This is a genomic window from Sphaerotilus natans, from assembly GCF_900156335.1.
Lineage (GTDB): Bacteria > Pseudomonadota > Gammaproteobacteria > Burkholderiales > Burkholderiaceae_C > Sphaerotilus > Sphaerotilus natans.
Genome location: NZ_FTMZ01000017.1, coordinates 74,617 through 92,984, shown reverse-complemented (window position 1 = coordinate 92,984; position 18,368 = coordinate 74,617). Strand labels below are relative to the sequence as shown.

The 18,368-nt window shown below is 70.4% G+C and carries 16 protein-coding genes; 4 read left to right on the top strand and 12 right to left on the bottom strand.

All coding sequences use genetic code 11. The features are described from left to right. Positions 1 to 2: 2 nt before the first annotated feature. The 12 genes from BW996_RS15000 to garD all read right to left on the bottom strand — a co-directional run bounded on the left by BW996_RS15000 (position 3) and on the right by garD (position 13,655). Positions 3 to 734 (bottom strand): GntR family transcriptional regulator, encoded by a 732-nt coding sequence (locus BW996_RS15000; RefSeq protein WP_076458986.1) that lies wholly within the window; start codon positions 732 to 734, stop codon positions 3 to 5. After that, positions 713 to 3,037 (bottom strand): allophanate hydrolase, encoded by a 2,325-nt coding sequence (gene atzF / locus BW996_RS14995; RefSeq protein ID WP_076458985.1) that lies wholly within the window; start codon positions 3,035 to 3,037, stop codon positions 713 to 715. The genes BW996_RS15000 and atzF overlap by 22 nt, the downstream gene beginning before the upstream one ends. Next, positions 3,034 to 3,738, bottom strand: coding sequence for a cysteine hydrolase family protein (locus BW996_RS14990; RefSeq protein ID WP_037484935.1), 705 nt, complete (start codon positions 3,736 to 3,738; stop codon positions 3,034 to 3,036). Before BW996_RS14990 ends, atzF begins: the two co-directional genes overlap by 4 nt. Before the next feature lie 15 nt (positions 3,739 to 3,753). Then, positions 3,754 to 5,352 carry an ABC transporter ATP-binding protein gene (locus BW996_RS14985; protein WP_037484937.1) on the bottom strand — a complete coding sequence of 533 codons (1,599 nt, stop codon included), beginning with the start codon at positions 5,350 to 5,352 and terminating at the stop codon, positions 3,754 to 3,756. Then, the gene (locus BW996_RS14980) at positions 5,349 to 6,167 is read right to left on the bottom strand and encodes an ABC transporter ATP-binding protein (protein WP_037484939.1); all 819 of its coding nucleotides are present in this window, start codon (positions 6,165 to 6,167) and stop codon (positions 5,349 to 5,351) included. The genes BW996_RS14985 and BW996_RS14980 overlap by 4 nt, the downstream gene beginning before the upstream one ends. Then, the gene (locus BW996_RS14975; protein ID WP_051632228.1) at positions 6,164 to 6,943 is read right to left on the bottom strand and encodes an ABC transporter permease; all 780 of its coding nucleotides are present in this window, start codon (positions 6,941 to 6,943) and stop codon (positions 6,164 to 6,166) included. The genes BW996_RS14980 and BW996_RS14975 overlap by 4 nt, the downstream gene beginning before the upstream one ends. A gap of 14 nt (positions 6,944 to 6,957) precedes the next feature. Next, the gene (locus BW996_RS14970) at positions 6,958 to 7,944 is read right to left on the bottom strand and encodes an ABC transporter substrate-binding protein (RefSeq protein WP_037484941.1); all 987 of its coding nucleotides are present in this window, start codon (positions 7,942 to 7,944) and stop codon (positions 6,958 to 6,960) included. A 73-nt stretch (positions 7,945 to 8,017) separates the two neighbouring features. Then, positions 8,018 to 8,719: a biuret amidohydrolase gene (biuH, locus tag BW996_RS14965; RefSeq protein WP_037484943.1), complete on the bottom strand. Its 702-nt coding sequence runs from the start codon at positions 8,717 to 8,719 to the stop codon at positions 8,018 to 8,020. A 20-nt stretch (positions 8,720 to 8,739) separates the two neighbouring features. Further along, a complete protein-coding gene (locus BW996_RS14960) occupies positions 8,740 to 9,669 on the bottom strand; it encodes an ABC transporter permease (protein WP_051632230.1) in 930 nt (309 codons plus the stop codon). A gap of 5 nt (positions 9,670 to 9,674) precedes the next feature. Beyond that, positions 9,675 to 10,790, bottom strand: a complete 1,116-nt coding sequence (locus tag BW996_RS14955) for an ABC transporter permease (protein ID WP_051632229.1) — start codon at positions 10,788 to 10,790, stop codon at positions 9,675 to 9,677. 12 nt (positions 10,791 to 10,802) lie between these two features. Next, positions 10,803 to 11,927, bottom strand: coding sequence for a BMP family ABC transporter substrate-binding protein (locus BW996_RS14950; RefSeq protein WP_037484945.1), 1,125 nt, complete (start codon positions 11,925 to 11,927; stop codon positions 10,803 to 10,805). Between the two features lie 147 nt (positions 11,928 to 12,074). Continuing rightward, entirely contained in the window at positions 12,075 to 13,655 is a 1,581-nt protein-coding gene (gene garD / locus BW996_RS14945; protein ID WP_037484947.1) for a galactarate dehydratase, read from the bottom strand. Positions 13,656 to 13,864: 209 nt separating this feature from the next. Between garD and kdgD the strand changes: the two genes are divergently transcribed. The 4 genes from kdgD (at position 13,865) to BW996_RS14925 (ending at position 18,341) form a co-directional block, all read left to right on the top strand. Continuing rightward, a complete protein-coding gene (gene kdgD, locus BW996_RS14940) occupies positions 13,865 to 14,776 on the top strand; it encodes a 5-dehydro-4-deoxyglucarate dehydratase (protein WP_037484949.1) in 912 nt (303 codons plus the stop codon). Positions 14,777 to 14,852: 76 nt separating this feature from the next. Next, positions 14,853 to 15,821, top strand: a complete 969-nt coding sequence (locus BW996_RS14935; RefSeq protein WP_037484952.1) for a Bug family tripartite tricarboxylate transporter substrate binding protein — start codon at positions 14,853 to 14,855, stop codon at positions 15,819 to 15,821. A 31-nt stretch (positions 15,822 to 15,852) separates the two neighbouring features. Beyond that, a complete protein-coding gene (gene gudD / locus BW996_RS14930) occupies positions 15,853 to 17,205 on the top strand; it encodes a glucarate dehydratase (RefSeq protein WP_037484954.1) in 1,353 nt (450 codons plus the stop codon). 20 nt (positions 17,206 to 17,225) lie between these two features. Continuing rightward, on the top strand, positions 17,226 to 18,341 hold the full coding sequence (locus tag BW996_RS14925) for an SMP-30/gluconolactonase/LRE family protein (protein ID WP_206539528.1): 1,116 nt from the start codon (positions 17,226 to 17,228) through the stop codon (positions 18,339 to 18,341). Positions 18,342 to 18,368 lie beyond the last annotated feature (27 nt).

Genomic DNA, 18,368 nt, shown 5'->3' with positions numbered 1-18,368 from the left:
TGCTACGCGAGCGAGCCGTCTGCCTGACGGGCGAGCTTGCAGCCGAGGCCGGCCTGCTCGCGGGCCCGGTAGAGCCGCTCCAGCGTGATGCGTCGCACCTCGAGCTTGCTCTGCGCGATGTGGGCTCGCAGCAGGCGCTGCGCCTCGTCGCTGCGCCGGCGGGTGATGGCGCCGAGGATGCGCGCATGCTCGTCGTAGGTCGCGGCGATGCGCGCGGTCTGGGTGAAGTCCAGGCGCCGGATGATGCGGATGCGCTCGGTGATCTCGGCATGCACCCGCACCATCTCGCGGTTGCCGCTGCCGGCCACCAGCGCCCGGTGGAAGGCTTCGTCCTGCAGGCCGACCTGCACCCCGTCGCGCAGGCGCTCGTTCTCGGGCAGCAGCCACAGCGCGGCCAGCGCCTGCAAGCCGGGGCGATCTTCCAGGTCGCACAGTCGCTGCACTGCGGCGCACTCCAGCAGCACGCGCAGGTCGTAGAGCTCGTCGAAGGCGTCGAAGTCCAGCGGCGCGACCTGCCAGCCCTGCTTCGGGAAGACCTGGAGGAATCCTTCGCGTTGCAGGCGCTGCAGCGCCTGGCGCAGCGGCGTGCGGCTGACCTCGAGCTGCCGGGCCAGATCGCTTTCGGAAAAGTGATCGCCGGGCATCAGCATGAAGTCGAAGATCAGCGCCTTGACGGCCGCGTAGGCCTGCTCGGCCAGCGAGGGGGGCGGGTTCAGTCGGGGAAAGGCGTCCATTCGATCATGCTGACGTGTGCGGCCGCGATTTTCCATCCCTGCCCGGCCAGCCGGGCCCAGACTTGGGTCTGGAAGCCGCGCAGCACGCTGTCGCTGCGCAGGAACTCGACCTGGATGACGGCCACGTCCGCACCCAGTCCGAGCAGGCGCAGGTGCTGCAGCCGGCGGCTGAAGTCCGGGCTGGGCACGCCGGCGCGCCAGGCGGCCAGCGCGGTCGCGCCCCACTGCCTGTCGGCGATGCCGTAGCGGGTCACGCGCTCGTCGTCCCAGAAGAAGCCGGTCAGCGCCGCGATGTCGTTGGCCATCAGCGCCGCCTCGTAGGCCTCGAACAGCGCAGGCAGCTCGGCATGGGTGGATGGCAGGTCCAGGGCCTGCGGCGTCAGGCCTGCTGCAGGCGGTGGTGCGGTGTGCAATGGCGCCGGCGCCTGGCTCCCGCCGGCCGCAGCCATGTAGCCGCGCCAGCCGCCGAAGCGGCTGACATCGGGGGCGCCGCGCAGCGCCGCCGGTTCGCAGATGAAGCCCTTGACCTGGCGGCCATCGGCCAGCTCGATCGTGCCCAGGCCGAGCGGCGGCGGGATCAGCGCCAGGAAGCTGCCGATCTGGTCGAGCGCGATCTCGTGCACCTCCACCTCGATGGCGTGTCCGGTCTCGTCGTCGGCCACCCGTGCCAGCCCGGGCTTCGGGGGCACGGTGCCGGGCAGCGCATGCAGGCGGTAGCGCGGTGCGGTCCGGGTGCGGGCCAGCAGCCGGGCGCCCCGCTCGACGAGCTGCCCGTGCAGCGGCATGCCCTGCAGGTGCGCACCGACGACGGCCAGCGCCATCGTCGGTGCGCTGGCCGGCAGCTGCAGCGGACGCAGCGCGTCGGGGGCCGGTGCGGGCAGGCCCGCGCCTGCGGGCTGCCGGCCCGGCGGTGCGGCCAGCTGCCAGCAGGCGCCCAGCATGGCCAGCGCGGCGTCGCTGCCGCCCGGCGCGACCCAGGTCACGCCGAAGGGCAGGCCGCTGGGGGTCTCGCCGGCCGGCACCGCCAGCGCGGCCAGCCCGAGCAGATTGACGAAGTTGGTGTAGCGGCCGAGCGCGCTGTTGCGTCGTACCGGTTCGGCCGCCACCTCGGCCAGCGTCGGATGCGTCGGCGCGGTCGGCACCAGCAGCACGTCCATGTCCTGCCAGACCGCCTCGGTCCGGCGAGCCAGCGCGGCGAGCTGGTAGCGCGCCTCGAAGGCGGCAGTCGCGTCGAAATCGCGGGCGCGCTCGATGACCTGGCGCACCGTCGGATCGAGTGCCTCGGGCTGCTGGTCCATCAGCGTGCGCACCACGCTGTGGCGCTCGGCCACCCAGGGGCCGTCGTAGAGCAGCGCCGCCACCGCATCGAAGGGCGCCATGTCGACGGGCACGATCGTCACGCCCTCGCCGGCCCAGGCGGGCGAATCGCCGGCGGCTGTCGGCGACAGCGTCGCCAGCCGGGCCAGCGCTGCGCCCCAGGCCTGCGGATAGCCGAGTGCAGCGTCCAGCGCCGACAGCTCGGCAGGCACACCGACCCGCAGCGGCTGTCCTTGCCGACCCAGCCAGGCCGGTCGTGGCACGGCGGCGTGGAAGACCGGGCCGCCATCGTCGCCTTCGATGATCGCCATGACCTGCGCCGCATCGGCCACCGTCAGCGCGAACACCGAGACCACGTCCAGCGTGCGGCAGGCCGGCAGCACCCCGTTCATGCCGACCCGGCCTGGCGTGGGCTTCAATCCGACCAGATGATTGAATCCAGCCGGCACCCGGCCTGATCCGGCGGTATCGGTGCCCAGCGCGAACGGCACCAGTCCGCGCGCCACCACCGAGGCCGAGCCTGAGCTGGAGCCGCCGCTGATGCGGGTCGGGTCCAGCGTGCAGGGCACCGCGCCGTGCGGCGAGCGGGTGCCGACCAGCCCGGTGGCGAACTGGTCGAGATTGGTCTTTCCCATCAGGATGGCGCCGGCATCGAGCAGGCGCTGCACCACGCTGGCATGGCGGTCAGGGCGACGCTCGAAGTCCGGGCAGGCCGCGGTGGTCGGCAGGCCGGCGACGTCGATGTTGTCCTTGACCGCGAAGGGCACGCCCGCCAGCGGCAGCACATGGCCTTGGCGCTGCAGCGCTGCCAGGCGATCGAGCTGGGCCTGCAGATGGGCGGCGTCGCAGCGCAGGATCCAGGCCGGATCGCCGGCATCGAGCTGCGCCGCCAGGGCCGGGATCAGCGCGTGGGCCTGGGCGCCGTCGCGGTAGGCGGCCAGCCAGTCCGCGATCGTCACCGGCAGGGCATGGGGCCGCGTCGTCATGGGCAGGGTCCTTCGGTGCGCATCGCAGCCAGGGCGGCGATCAGGTCGGCCGAGGTGGCGGTCCAGCCGACGATCGCGCCCTGCGCGCGCACCATCGCCAGCGTGGCGGCCTTGAACTCGGGGAAATAGCTCTCGGTGGCATCCTCGATCAGCACGCAGTCGAAGCCGCGGTCATTGGCCTCGCGCATGCTGGTCTGCACGCAGACCTCGGTGGTCACGCCGGTGAAGACCAGATGGCTGATGCCGCGTGCGGCCAGCCAGGCCTGCAGGTCGGTGCCGAAGAAGGCGCCCTTGCCGGGCTTGTCGATCACCCGCTCCCCCTCGGTCGGCGCCAGCTCGGCAATGATCGCGTGGCCGGGCTCGCCCTGCACCAGCAGGCGACCCATCGGGCCGGTGTCGCCGATGCGCAGGCCCGGCGAGCCGCGCAGCCGCTTGGCCGGCGGACAGTCCGACAGGTCCGCCCGGTGGCCCTCACGGGTGTGCACCACCGCGCCGCCGGCTGCGCGCCAGGCCGCCAGCAGCCGCTGCAGCGCCGGCACGATCGCCTGCAGCCGCGTCACGTCGTTGCCCAGGCTGGCACCGAAGCCGCCCGGCTCGACGAAATCGCGCTGCATGTCGATCACCACCAGCGCGGCATGCCGCAGCGGCAGCATGAAGGGGCCAGGCCGGGCCGGCACGGTCAGGATGGAGGAATCCGGCATGAAGAAGTCTCCCGGTCAGTGGCCGCCCATGTGGTGGCCGATGCGCTGGCGGTCGGCATCGGCCGCCGGGGTCTCGAACACGAGGCGCCCGGCGCTCATCACGACGATGCGGTCCGACAGTGCGAGCAGCTCGTCGAGATCCTCGCTGACCAGCAGCACCGCCGCGCCGCGGTCGCGCGCGGCACGCAGGCGGGCATGGATCTCCTCGACGGCCGCGAAGTCGAGGCCGAACACCGGATTGGAGACCAGCAGCAGATCCGCGCCGTCGGAGAGCTCGCGCGCCAGCACCGCGCGCTGCACATTGCCGCCCGACAGCGTGCGGATCGGCGCCTGCTCGCTGCGGGCGCGCACACCGTACTCGCCGATCCAGCGTCGGGCCTGGGCGCGCAGCGCACCCCAGCGCACCCAGCCACCCCAGGCGAACGGGGCGGCATCGAAGCCGCGCAGGGCCAGGTTCTGCGCGATGCTCATCGTGCCGACGCAGGCGTTGCGCAGCGGCTCCTCGGGCAGGCTGCGCACCTTCAGGCGGCGGTTCTGTTCCCGGCTGGCGCGGTAGTCCTCGCCCTCGACCTGCACCCGGCCGCCGAGCCGGCCGCGCTGGCCGACCAGCGCCTCCATCAGCTCGCGCTGGCCGTTGCCCGACACGCCGGCGATGCCGACGATCTCGCCACCGTGCACCGCCAGGTCCAGGCCGGCGACCGCCCGCTCGCCGCGGTCGCCGCTCACCTGCAGCCCACGGATCGACAGTCGTGGTCTTGCCTGTGTCCGTGTCTGTGTCTGTTTCTGCGCAGGCGTCTGCTCCGGCCGGGGCTCGGGCCTGACCAGGGCCGGCGCGGGCGTGTCCGGCGCTGCCGTGCCGATCATCGCCGCGGCCAGCTGGCCGGCGCTGCTGTGCGCGACCGTGCCGGTGTGCACCAGGCGACCTCGCCTGAGCACGCTGACATCGTCGGCATGCGCGGCGACCTCGCGGAACTTGTGGGTGATCAGCACGATGCTGCAGTCGCCGGACCGTGCGCGCTCGCGCAGTGCGCCCAGCACCTCGTCGGCCTCCTGCGGCGTCAGCACCGAGGTCGGCTCGTCCAGGATCAGCAGCCGCGGGCGCAGGTAGAGCTGCTTGAGGATCTCCAGCTTCTGCTTCTCGCCGGCCGACAGATCGGTCGGCGTGGCGTCCAGGTCGAGCCGGAACGGCGTGGTCTCGAGGAAGGCCGCCAGCTCGGCGCGCATGGCCCGCCAGTCGACCACCGCCGACAGCCGGCCACGCGCCAGCAGCAGGTTCTCGGCCACCGTCATGCCCGGCACCACGGTGAAGTGCTGGTAGACCATGCCGATGCCCAGATCGCGCGCCACCGTGGGCGAGGTGATGCCCACCTCGCGGCCGTCGATCATCACTGCGCCGTCGCTCGGCGGCTGATAGCCGACCACGCACTTGACCAGCGTGCTCTTGCCGGCGCCGTTCTCGCCCAGCAGCGCATGCACCGTGCCCGGCCGCACCGACAGCGAGACATCGTCCAGCGCGGTGAAGGCGCCGAAGCGGCGCGTCAGGCCCACCGTCTCCAGCGCGAGCGCGCCCTGGCGCGGCGGACGGGCGAGGCGGGGATCGAGCGGGGCGGTCATGCGGCCACCTCGCGGCGGAAGACCTCCAGCGTGCGGGCCTTGACGCGCACGAACTCCGGATCGCTCATCACCTCCGGACTGCGCGGTCGCGGCAGATCGAAGGGCACGATCTCGGCGATGCGCGTGGGCCGGCGCGTCAGCAGCAGGATGCGGTCGGCCAGGAACACGGCGTCCTCCAGGTCGTGCGAGACGATCACCATGGTCACGCCGGTGGCCAGGTGGGCCTCCTGCAGCTTGGCGCGGATGAACAGCGTCATCTCGAAGTCCAGCGCGGAGAAGGGCTCGTCGAGGAACAGCACCTCCGGCTCGGTGGCCAGCGCGCGCATGATGCACACCGTCTGCTGCTGGCCGCCCGACAGCTCGTAGGGGTAGCGGGCGAGGTCGAAGCGGATCTCGAACAGCGCCATCAGCTGCTCGACGCGGGCCCGCACAGCAGCTGGCTTCATGCCGCCACGCCGCAGCGGATAGGCGATGTTGTCCCAGGCGCTCAGCCAGGGAAACAGCGCGTCGCGGTAGTTCTGGAACACATAGCCGATGCGGGTCTCGCGCAGCGTCTTGCCGTCGAACAGGATCTCGCCGGCGTCCGGCGGCATCAGGCCGGCGATCATGTTCATCAGCGTCGACTTGCCGCAGCCGTTGGGGCCGAAGATCGAGACGATCTGGCCGCGCGGAAGGTCGAGGTTGAAGTCGGTGTACAGCGGGCTGCCGGCGAAGGCCTTCGACAGCCCGCGCACCGTGACATGGGTGCGCGGCGCCGGCGGCAGCGTCAGCACCGTGTGCGGGGCCTCGGACGAGGGAGACAGGGAAGCGTTCATGCCTTGCCGCTCCAGTGGATGAGGCGCTTCTCGGCCAGCAGGAACACCAGGTTCAGCAGATAGCCCAGCGCGCCGGTGACGAGGATGGACGCGTACATGTCCTTGACGTTGAACACCTGCTGCGAATCGATGATGCGGTGGCCCAGCCCGGTCTCCGAGCCGATGAACATCTCGGCCACGATGACGATGACCAGCGCCATCGACACTGCGCTGCGCAGGCCCACGAAGGTCTGCGCCAGGCTCTCCATCAGCAGCACGTCCTTGAACACATGCCAGCGGCTCACGCCCATGATCTGCGCGGCCATCACGCGGGTCTTCTTCGCGTTCATCACGCCATAGGCGCTGTTGAACAGCACGATCAGCGTCGCACCGAAGCTGGCGATGGCGATCTTGTTGATGTCGGTGATGCCGAAGATCAGCAGGAACAGCGGGATCAGCGCCGAGCTGGGCGTGGAGCGGAAGAAGTCGATCAGGAACTCCACGCTGCGGTAGGCGCCCTCGGCGCTGCCGAGCGCCACGCCCAGCGGCACGCCCACCACCACCGCGATCGCGAAGGAGGCCAGCGTGCGCCAGACGGTGGACTGCAGGTCCGGCCAGATGGCGCCGCTGACCAGCGTGCCCCAGAGGTGGCCCAGCGTTTCGCCCGGCGGGGGCAGCAGCACCGGCTTGACCCAGTGCGCCGAGATCATCAGCTGCCACAGACCGAGCAGCAGCAGCGGGCCGATCAGGGGCAGCCAGCGCCGCTCGGCCACCAGGGTGCGCAAGGGGGCGATCATGCGAGCCGCTCCGCTCAGCCCGCGTAGAGCAGCGAGGCCACATCGACCCGGCGCGAGAAGATCTTGCGCTCGAGGAAGACATCGAAGAACTTCTGGAACTGCGCGATGTCGGCCGGCTTGAACTCGTTGTACAGCGTGAAGCCCGACAGTGGCACCTCCTTGACCAGCGACTCCTCGATGGCGGTGAAGCCGTCGAGGTGGCGACGCGACTCCTCGGGGTTCTTGCGCACATGCTCCACCGCGCGGGCGTAGGCGGCGATGTATTTCTTCGCGTCGGCCGGGCGCTCCTTCAGGAAGGTGGTGGTCAGGCTGGCCGAGCCGCCGAACCAGGGCGCCTCCGCATCGCCCAGCACGTATTTGGAGATCACGCCGTTCTCCAGTACGCGCGTCAGGCCCTTGAGCCGGCCGGCGGTGCCGGTGGGCTCCAGGGTGTAGACCGCGTCGACCTGGCCGGCGGCCAGGGCCGCCACATGCTGGCCCACCGGCAGTTCGGTGACCTGCGGGCTGGCGATGCCGTTCTTCTCCAGGATGATCCTGGCCAGCGTCACGTTCTGGATGCCGGGACCGGAGGCGATGCGCTTGCCCTTGAGCTCGGCGATGGTCTTGATCGGCGAGTCCTTGGCGACCAGGAACTGGTCAAGCACCAGCCTGTGGTTCGACGGGTTCGAACAGATGATCTTGAACAGCCCCGGCGAGGTGATCTCGGCCAGGGCCAGCACGGCAGAGGCCGTGCCGTTGGCCGAGCCGTGGATGCGCCCGGCGATCATGGCCTCGGCCACCTGCTGCGCGCTGGCGAACTTGGCGCCCTCGACGTTCAGGCCGGCCTCCTTGAAGAAGCCCTTCTCCAGAGCGACATACAGCGGCAGGCCGGAGGCGATCGGCCAGTAGCCGATCAGGATCTTGTCGTCGGTGGCGCGGGCCTGCGGCGGCAGGGCCAGCGCGCCGGCGGCGCCCAGTCCGGTCTGCAGGATCTGGCGGCGGGTCGGTCGGGATGCGGTCATGGAAGCCTCGGAGGTCAGGGAGACGGAAGGGCGTGGTGGCGTGGGGACGACGGGCCAGCGGTCTGCACAGCGCTCAGCCGGTGGGGTCCGGCCAGCCCGCGAGCACCGCCAGCACGGAGGCCGAGTCGGCCACGGCGCCGAAGACGCCGCCCTGCATCTGGATCATCTTCAGCGCCGCCTCGTGGTTGCCGCGGTCGGTGGCGCCGGTGCAGTCGCCGAGCATCACGCACTCGAAGCCGCGGTCGTTGGCCTCGCGCATCGTGGTGTGCACGCACACGTCGGTGGTGATGCCCGTCAGGATCAGGTTGCGGATGCCGCGGGTGTGGAGGATCAGCTCCAGGTCGGTCGCGCAGAAGCTGCCCTTGCCGGGCTTGTCGATGATGGGCTCGCCAGCGATCGGGTAGAGCTCGGGAATGATGTCCCAGCCGGGTTCGCCACGCACCAGGATGCGCCCGCACGGGCCGGGGTCGCCGATGCCGGCGCCGATGCGCTGGCTGCGCCAGCGCTTGTTGGCCGGCAGGTCCGACAGGTCCGGCCGGTGGCCCTCGCGGGTGTGGATCACATGCAGGCCGGTGCGACGGGCCTCGGCCAGCAGCCGCTGAAGCGGTTCGATCGGCGCACGGGTCAGGCTGATGTCGTAGCCCATCGTGTCGACATAGCCGCCGACGCCGCAGAAGTCGGTCTGCATGTCGATGATGACGAGCGCGGTGTTGGCCGGCGTGAACTGGCCGTCGCAGGGCCAGGGATAAGGCACGGAGTTCAGATGGACAGGCATGTCGGTCTCCCGGAGAGGTGTCAGCGCTGCACGCCCAGCTCGGCCGGCGCGCCGCGCAGGCTGCGGTCGGGCGAGCAGGTGAGCACCAGGATCAGCAGCGTCAGCGCATACGGCACCGCGTTGAACAGGTAGTAGTGGCCGGTGACGCCGACCGACTGCAGCGCCGGCCCGAGCGCGCCCGCGCCGCCGAACAGCAGCGCCGCGCCCAGGCAGGCCAGCGGGCGCCAGCGCGCGAAGATGACCAGCGCCACCGCGATCAGGCCCTGGCCGCTCGACAGGCCTTCGTTCCAGCTCCCCGGGTAGACCAGCGTCAGCGAGGCGCCGCCCAGACCGGCGATGAAGCCGCCCGCGGTGGTCGCCGCGATGCGCACGCCGTTGACCGGGTAGCCCAGCGCCCGCGCCGCATCGGCCGAGTCGCCCACCATGCGCACGATCAGGCCCCAGCGCGTGTTCGCCAGCCCCCACTGCAACAGTACGGCCAGCACCACGCCCAGCGGGAACAGCGCGTTGATCGACAGCGCCGACTGCACGGCGGGCGAATCGCTCCAGCCGCCGAGCGCGATCACCGGGATCTGCGCCGCCTGGGGCTGGATCAGCGGCTTGCCGAGGTAGAAGGCCAGCCCCGCGCCGAACAGCATCAGCGCGATGCCGGTGGCCACGTCGCTGACCCGCGGCAGCGAGCACAGCAGGCCGTGCAGCAACGCCAGCGCCGCCCCGCTCCCCCCCGCGATCAGCAGCCCGATCCACGGCGAGCCGCTCCAGTAACTGCCACCGAAGCCGGCCATCGCCGACAGCACCAGCACGCCCTCCAGCCCGAGGTTGATGCGCCCGGACTTCTCCGTCAGGCACTCGCCCAGGCTGACGAACAGGAAAGGGGTTCCCACACGCACCGCCCCGCCCAGCACGGCCAGCAGCACGTCGAACCCGAGGAATTCACCTGTGCCCGTCATCGACATCATCGACCTCCGCCAGAACCACCGGAACCACCGAACAGCCGGCCACGCCCGGCTTCGGCCGCCAGGATCAGCACGAACGCAAAGCCCTGCAGCACCAGCACCGAGGCGTCGGGCAGGTCCATCCGGCGCTGCAGCAGACTCCCCGCCGCGCCAAAACCGCCGAACAGGATGGCCACCGGCGGGATCGCCCACGGGTTGTGGCGTGCGACGAAGGACACCAGGATGCCGGTGTAGCCCAGGCCGGCGATCAGCGAGGCGTTCGCGGAGGTGTGGACCGCCAGCACCTCGATCGCGCCGGCCAGCCCCGCCGCCGCCCCGCCCAGCGCACACCCGGCCAGGATCAGCCCCAGCGTCGGCAGCCCGACCAGCCGCGCCGCCCGCACATTGCCGCCCACCACCCGCAGCGCGAAACCCGAGGCGGTGAACGTCAGCCAGACCCCCGCCGCGAGGCAGAGCAGCACGCCCCAGGCCAGCCCCCAATGCACGTCCGTCACCGCGCCGTCCCACGGCAGGCCGCCGATGCGCAGCGACTCGGCCACCGGCGGTGTCGACGGTTTGTTCAGGCTGGCGGGGTCGCGCAGCGGGCCTTCCACAAAATGCTTGAACAGCGCGATCGCCAGGTAGCCCAGCAGCAGGCTGGAAATCGTCTCGTTCACCCCGCGCGCCTGCCGCAGCCAGCCCGCCAGCGCCACCCAGCCCGCCCCGGCCAGCGCCCCCGTCAGCAACATCAGCCCGCTCCCCGGCCAGCCCGCCAGCGACGGCGCCAGCATCGGCAGCGCCGCACACGCCAGCGCCCCGAGCACCAGCGCGCCCTCGCCCCCGATCACTGTCAGCCCCGCCTGCGCCGGCAGCGCCACCGCCAGCGCGGTCAGCATCAGGGGAGCGGCGCGCTGCAGCGTGTTCTGCCACGAGAAGCTGTCGCCGAACGCGCCCTTGAACAGCAGCACCCAGGCCTCGACCGGGTCACGGCCCGACAGCCAGACGAACACACCAAACGCCAGCAGCGCCCCGGTCAGGGCCAGCACCGGCAGCGCCACCGCCTCGGCGGATTCGCGCCAGTGACCGTCGGCGTCGGACTGGGCAGAAGCGGAGGTGGCAGCGGCCAGCGTGCTCATGGCGGCCTCGCCTCAGACCTTGCCGATGACGCCGTCGACCAGGTAGTTCATCGACTCCAGCTCGACATCGGTCTGCTTGTAGACCTTGCCCTTCGGGATGACGACCTTGCCGGTGTTGTCCTTGAGTTCGCCCTTGAAGATGTCGAACTTGCCCGCGACCATCGCCGCCTTGACGCCGTCGGCGGCCTTGCGCGCGCCTTCCGGCACCATCGCGCCATAGGGCGAGGTCTTGACGAAGCCGTCCTTCAGCCCGCCGCGCACGAAGTTCGGGTGCGGCTTGCCGGTCTTGGCCGCGTCGATGATCTGGGTGTAGGCGGTGACCCAGTTCCACTCGGCGCCGGTCAGGTAGGCGTTCGGGGCGAGCTTGGCCTGGCTGGCGTGGTAGCCGCAGACGAACTTGCCGCGCTTGGCCGCCGTCTCGACGATCACCTTCGGGCCGTCGACGTGCATCGTGAAGACGTCGACGCCCTGGTCGGCCAGGCTGTTGGTGGCCTCGGCTTCCTTGACCGGCATCGACCAGTCGCCGGTGAAGATGACCTGCGTGGTGATGGTCGGGTCGACCGAGCGGGCGCCCATCGTGAAGGCGTTGATGTTGCGCAGCACCTGCGGGATCGGCTTGGCCGCGATGAAGCCGAGCTTCTTCGACTTGCTCATGTGGCCGGCGATGACGCCGTTGAGGTACTGCGCCTCGTCGATGTAGCCGAAGAAGCTGCCAGTGTTCTTCGGGTGCTTGCCTTCGCTCCACAAGCCGCCGCAGTGGGCGAAGCGCACGTCGGGGTTCTTGGCCGCCACCGCCAGCATGTGCGGGTCGAAGTAGCCGAACGAGGTCGGGAACAGCAGCGTGGCGCCGTCCTGCGAGATCATGCCCTGCAGGGTCTTCTGCACGGCGTTGGTCTCGGGCACGTTCTCTTCCTCGACCACCTTGATGCCGGCCATCTTCTTCACCACGGCCACCGCTTCAGCGTGCGCCTGGTTGTAGCCGAAGTCGTCCTTCGGGCCGACATAGACGAAGCCGACGGTCAGCGGCTTCTGGGCCAGCGCCAGGCCGGGCACGCCGGAGGCGGCCAGGCCGGCTCCGGTGAGGCCGACGGTGCGCAGCCAGTCGCGGCGGTTCGGGTGGCGGGGGAGGGAACGCATGGCGGACTCCAGCTGTTGGTTGGGATTTCAGCTGGTATACAAGCAGGCGCCATGCCATGCCGGTGCGTGGCGCCACGGCCAGGCCGTGCACCGATCGGGTGGATCGGCCGCACTGCCCTGGGTCGATCCGGGCGCAGGAACGGTGCTTCAGGTCACCGGCGCCGGATTGAACAGCACCAGCGCGTTGTGCAGCTTCCAGTGCTCGGCCCAGGTCTTGCGGCCGCTGGCGACGTCGAGCATCAGCCGGAACATCGCCCAGCCGGCCTCCTCGATCGTCTGCTCGCCGTCGGCGATGCGCCCGGCGTTGACGTCCATCAGGTCGTGCCAGCGCCGCGCCAGGTCCGAGCGGGTCGCCACCTTGATGACCGGGCACTGCGCCAGGCCGTAGGGCGTGCCCCGGCCGGTGGTGAAGACATGCAGGTTCATGCCGGCGGCCAGCTGCAGCGTGCCGCAGATGAAGTCGCTGGCGGGGGTGGCGGCGAAGACCAGACCGCGCTGGTCGGCGCGCAGCTTCTCGCCCGGCGAGAGCACATGCGAGATGGCCGAGGAGCCGCTCTTGATGATCGAGCCCATCGCCTTTTCGGCGATGTTGGACAGGCCGCCGGCCTTGTTGCCCGGCGTGGTGTTGGCCGAGCGGTCGACGCGCCCGCGGTCCAGATAGCGGTCGTACCAGCCCAGCTCGCGCACGATGGCCTCGGCCACCTCGGGCGTGGCCGCGCGGGAGGTGAGCTGCTCGACCGCGTCGCGCACCTCGGTGTTCTCGCTGAACATCACGGTGGCGCCGGCGCTCACCAGCAGGTCGGCGGCAAAGCCCACCGCCGGGTTGGCGGTCACGCCGGAGAAGGCGTCCGAGCCGCCGCACTGCACGCCCACCACCAGCTCGCTGGCGGGAATCGTCTCGCGCCGACGCGCGTTCAGCCGCGCCAGATGCGGCTTCGCGCGCTCGACGATGTCCTCGATCATCGACATGAAGCCGACATGGGCCTCGTCCTGCAGGCACACCGTGTCGGGGCCGCCTTGCGGGTCGCGCCCGTCGTGGATGGGGAAGGAGCCGGGCGGCAGCAGCCGCGCGGGCTGCAGCTTCTCGCAGCCGAGGCTGACCACCAGCACCTCGCCGCCGAAGTTGGGGTTCAGCGCCAGGTTGCGCACCGTGCGGATCGGGATGATCGCGTCGGGCGCGTCGATCGCCACGCCGCAGCCGTAGCCGTGCTCCAGCGCCACCACGCCGTCGACGTTCGGGTAGTGCGGCAGCAGCTCTTCGCGGATGCGCCGCGCCGCGTGATCGACCACGCCGGCCACGCACTGCACCGTCGTCGTGATCGCCAGCAGGTTGCGCGTGCCCACCGAGCCGTCCGGGTTGCGGTAGCCCTCGAAGGTGAAGCCTTCCAGCGGCGGGGCCGGCTCGCGGCGCACGGTGGCCATCGGCAGGCCCTCGAGCTCGCGGGCGGCCGGCATCTGCAGCCGGCGCTCGTTGACCCATGATCCGGCGGGCAGCGGCTGCAGCGCGTAGCCGATCGGCACGCCGTAGCGCAGCACCGCCTCGCCCTCGGCCAGATCACGCAGCGCGACCTTGTGCCCTTGAGGCACCGTCTCGCGCAGCACCAGGCCGCAGGCCAGCGCCGTGCCGGCGGGCAGGCCGCCGTCGTTGGCGACGATGGCGACGTTGTCGTCGGGGTGCATGCGCAGCGTCAGCGGAGCGCGCGGGGCCGGGGCGGCGTTGTCGTTCATGGGCAGACCTGGATCCGGGGAATGAGAGGTGTGATTGTTCCTTGTTGTACGACAACATGCAATTGCCGCAAGCAGCATGGCGCCAAAATAGCACTGATCGTGTAGGGCTAAGGGTTTTCACTGCTAGGGCATTGGGGAGGGCTAGTTGTACGATGACTGTCAACGCTGATCGATAGCGATCCCTGTCACCCCCCACGGAGCCAATCACCATGTCGCCTCAAGAGCTCAAGCTTGTCCTCGAATCGGGCCTGCTGTCCTTCCCGCTGACCGACTTCGACGCCGAGCTGAACTTCGAGCCCAAGGGCTATGCCGAGCGTTTGGAGTGGCTGCAGCCCTACGGCGCCTCGGCGCTGTTCGCCGCCGGCGGCACGGGCGAGTTCTTCTCGCTGGAGCCGGGCGAGTACAGCGAGGTCATCAAGGTGGCGCTGGACACCTGCCGCGGCCGCACCCCGATCCTGGCCGGCGCCGGCGGCCCGACCCGCGTGGCGATCCAGTACGCCCAGGAAGCCGAGCGCCTGGGCGCGCAGGGCATCCTGCTGCTGCCGCACTACCTGACCGAAGCCAGCCAGGAAGGCCTGATCGCCCATGTGCAGGCCGTCTGCCGCAGCGTGAAGTTCGGCGTGGTGGTCTACAACCGCGGCGCCTGCCGCCTGACGCCCAAGAGCCTGCTGGTGCTGGCCGAGACCTGCCCGAACCTGATCGGCTTCAAGGACGGCATCGGCGACATCGAGAAGTTCGTCGCCATCCGCCAGACCCTGGGCGAGCGCTTCGCCTATCTGGGCGGCCTGCCCACGGCGGAAGTCTTCGCCGGCGCCTACAAGGCGATGGGCTGCCCGGTCTACTCGTCGGCCGTCTTCAACTTCATCCCGAAGACCGCCATGGAGTTCTACAACGCCCACGCCGCCGGCGACACCGCCACCTGCGACCGCCTGATCCGCGACTTCTTCCTGCCCTACATCGCGCTGCGCAACAAGGGCGAAGGCTATGCGGTGTCGATCGTCAAGGCCGGGGCCGCGATCGCCGGCCACTCGGCCGGTCCGGTGCGCCCGCCGCTGTCGGACATGCTGCCCGCCGAGGTGGAAGAACTGCGCGCGCTGATGGCGCCGCTGGGCGCCCAGTGATCGGCTGATTGGCTGATCGGCTGAACTTCTTTCCGTCCCCCACCAGAAGAACCTACCTTCCCGGAGACATCCGACCATGAAGATCGCGAAGAAGCTCCTTGCGGCCTGCGCCCTGACGCTGCTGGCCGCCGCCGCCCAGGCCCAGGCCTGGCCCGCCAAGCCGGTCACCCTGCTGGTGCCCTTCCCGCCGGGCGGCGCCTCCGACATGGTGGCGCGCACCATCGGCACCAAGCTGCAGGAGCGCTTCAATCAGACCTTCATGGTCGACAACCGGGCCGGGGCCACCGGCACGATCGGCGCGGCGCAGGTCAAGCGCGCCGCCCCGGACGGCCAGACCTTCCTGGTGACCTCGCTGGGTCCGCTGGTGATCGCGCCGCACCTGATGAAGTCGGTGCCCTACGACGCCACGAAGGACTTCGACCACCTCTCGGTGCTGGTGCAGGCGCCCAATGTGCTGGTGGTGCCGGCCAGCTCGCCGCACAAGTCGCTCGCCGACGTGCTGAGCTTCCTGAAGGCCAATCCGGACAAGATGACCTTCGCCTCCTCGGGCAACGGTTCGTCCGACCACCTGACGGCCGAGCTGTTCTGGCTGCAGACCGGCACCAGCGGCACGCACGTCCCGTACAAGGGCGGCGGCCCGGCCATCTCCGACCTGCTCGGCGGCCAGGTCGATGCCGGCTTCATGAACATCAACTCGGTGCTCAGCCACATCAACGCCGGCAAGCTCAAGGTGCTGGCGATCACCGGCGAGAAGCGCTCGCCGGTGCTGCCCAACGTGCCGACGCTGGCCGAGTCGGGCGTCAAGGGCGCCGACGTGCAGTCCTGGCAGGCGGTCTCGGCCCCGAAGGGCCTGCCGGCCGACATCCGCGCCAAGATGCACGAGGCGCTGGTGGCGGTCATGAACGATCCGAAGATCCGCCAGCAGTTCACCGCGCTGGGCTTCGAGATCGTCGCCAACACGCCCGAGCAGTTCGCCGCCTACCAGCAGCGCGAGAGCGCGCGCTGGAAGCAGCTGATCGAGACGCGCAAGATCACGGCCGACTGATTTCTCCCCGATCCTCACCCTCCGCCCCACGATGACCACCTCCTCGACCCTCGGCCTGTCCGCGCTGCCGCGCATCGCCTCGCTGCGCGTCGTGCCTGTCGCCGGCCGCGACGGCATGCTGCTGAACCTGAGCGGCGCGCATGCGCCCTTCTTCACCCGCAACCTGCTGATCCTGACCGACAGCGCGGGTCGGACCGGCGTCGGCGAGGTGCCTGGCGGCGAGAAGATCCGCCAGACGCTGGAGGATGCGCGGGCGCTGGTCGTCGGCCAGGCGGTGGGCGACCACCTGCGGGTGCTGCGCGAGGTGCAGCAGGCCTTCGCCGACCGCGACTCGGGCGGCCGGGGCCTGCAGACCTTCGACCTGCGCACCACCATCCATGCGGTGACGGCGGTCGAGTCGGCGATGCTCGACCTGCTCGGCCAGCACCTCGACCTGCCGGTGTGCGACCTGCTCGGCGAGGGCCGCCAGCGCGACGCGGTCGAGATGCTGGGCTATCTGTTCTTCGTCGGCGACCGGCGCAAGACCGATCTGCCCTACGCCAGCGAGCCGGACTCTGATGACGACTGGTTCCGTCTGCGCCACGAGGCGGCAATGACGCCGGAGGCCATCGTGCGGCTGGCCGAGGCCACCCGCGCCAAGTACGGCTTCAACGACTTCAAGCTCAAGGGCGGCGTGCTGGCCGGCGACGCCGAGGTGGACGCGGTCACCGCCATCCACGAGCGCTTCCCCGAGGCGCGCGTGACGCTCGACCCCAACGGCGGCTGGCTGCTGAAGGACGCGATCCGCCTGGGCCAGCGCATGCGCGGCGTGGTGGCCTACGCCGAAGATCCCTGCGGCGCCGAGGGCGGCTTCTCCGGCCGCGAGGTGATGGCCGAGTTCCGCCGCGCCACCGGCCTGCCGACCGCCACCAACATGATCGCCACCGACTGGCGCCAGTTCACCCACGCGCTGAGCCTGCAAAGCGTGGACATCCCGCTGGCCGACCCGCATTTCTGGACGATGGCCGGCTCGGTGCGCGTCGCGCAGACCTGCCGCGACTGGGGCCTGACCTGGGGCTCGCACTCCAACAACCACTTCGACGTCTCGCTGGCGATGTTCACGCATGTGGGCGCCGCCGCGCCCGGCAAGGTCACCGCCATCGACACCCACTGGATCTGGCAGGACGGCCAGCGCCTGACGAAGGAGCCGCTGCAGATCGTCGGCGGCCATGTCCAGGTGCCGAAGAAGCCGGGCCTGGGCGTCGAGCTCGACATGGTCGAGGTCGAGAAGGCGCACCAGCTCTACCTGCAGCACGGCCTGGGCGCGCGCGACGACGCCATCGCCATGCAGTACCTGATTCCGGGCTGGACCTTCGACAACAAGCGACCCTGCCTGGTGCGTTGAGCGCGCCGGCCGGAGGAGACATGACCATGAATGACACGACCCCCAGCCGCCGCCAGATCCTGAAGGTGGCCGCCAGCACCGGTCTGGCCGCGCTCGGCGCCCCGGCACTGGCGCAGTCCATCGCCTTCAGCCCGAATGCGCGCTACCCCGACCCGGCCGTCCAGATCCTGGACCCGTCCTTCGCCAGGTACCGCATCTACAGCAGCACGCTGGAGCAGGTCGCCACCGGCATGCGCTGGGCCGAGGGCCCGGTGTACTTTCCCGGTGACAACGGCGCTCCCGGCCATGTGCTGGTGAGCGACATTCCCAACAACCGCATCATGAAGTTCGACGAGAAGACGGGGGCTTTCACCGTCTTCCGCAGCCCGTCGAACTGGGCCAACGGCAACACCCGCGACCGCCAGGGCCGCCTGCTCACCTGCGAGCACTCGGTCACTCGCCGGGTCGTCCGCACCGAGAAGGACGGCAAGATCACCGTGCTGGCCGATCGCTTCGAGGGCAAGCGCCTGAACGCGCCCAACGACATCGTCGTCAAGAGCGACGACAGCGTCTGGTTCACCGACCCGCTGTTCGGCATCAACGGCGAGTGGGAAGGCTTCAAGGCCAAGCCCGAGCAGGCCACCACCAACGTCTACCGCATCGACCCGAACGGGCAGATCACGGCCGTCATCACCGACATCGTCAACCCCAATGGGCTGGCCTTCAGCCCCGACGAGAAGAAGCTCTACGTGGTGGAGTGGAAGGGCACGCCCAACCGCAGCATCTGGGCTTTCGACGTGAACCCGGACGGCAGCGTCTCCAACAAGACCAAGCTGATCGATGCGGCCGACCAGGGCGCGCTCGACGGCTTCCGTGTCGACCGCGACGGCAACCTGTGGTGCGGCTGGGGCAGCAATGGCGCGCTGCAGGCCGAGCCCAGCGACGTCGGTGGCCGCAAGGTCTTCCAGCTCAAGGGGCGTCCCGAAGATCTGGATGGCGTGATGGTCTTCAACCCCGCTGGCAAGCCGCTGGCCCACATCCGCCTGCCCGAGCGCTGCGCCAACCTGTGCTGGGGCGGTCCCAAGAACAACCGCCTCTACATGGCCAGCTGCCACTCGCTGTACGCGATGCATTTCGAGGCGCACGGCGCCACCTGAGCCGCCTGACAGGGCACGAAACGATTT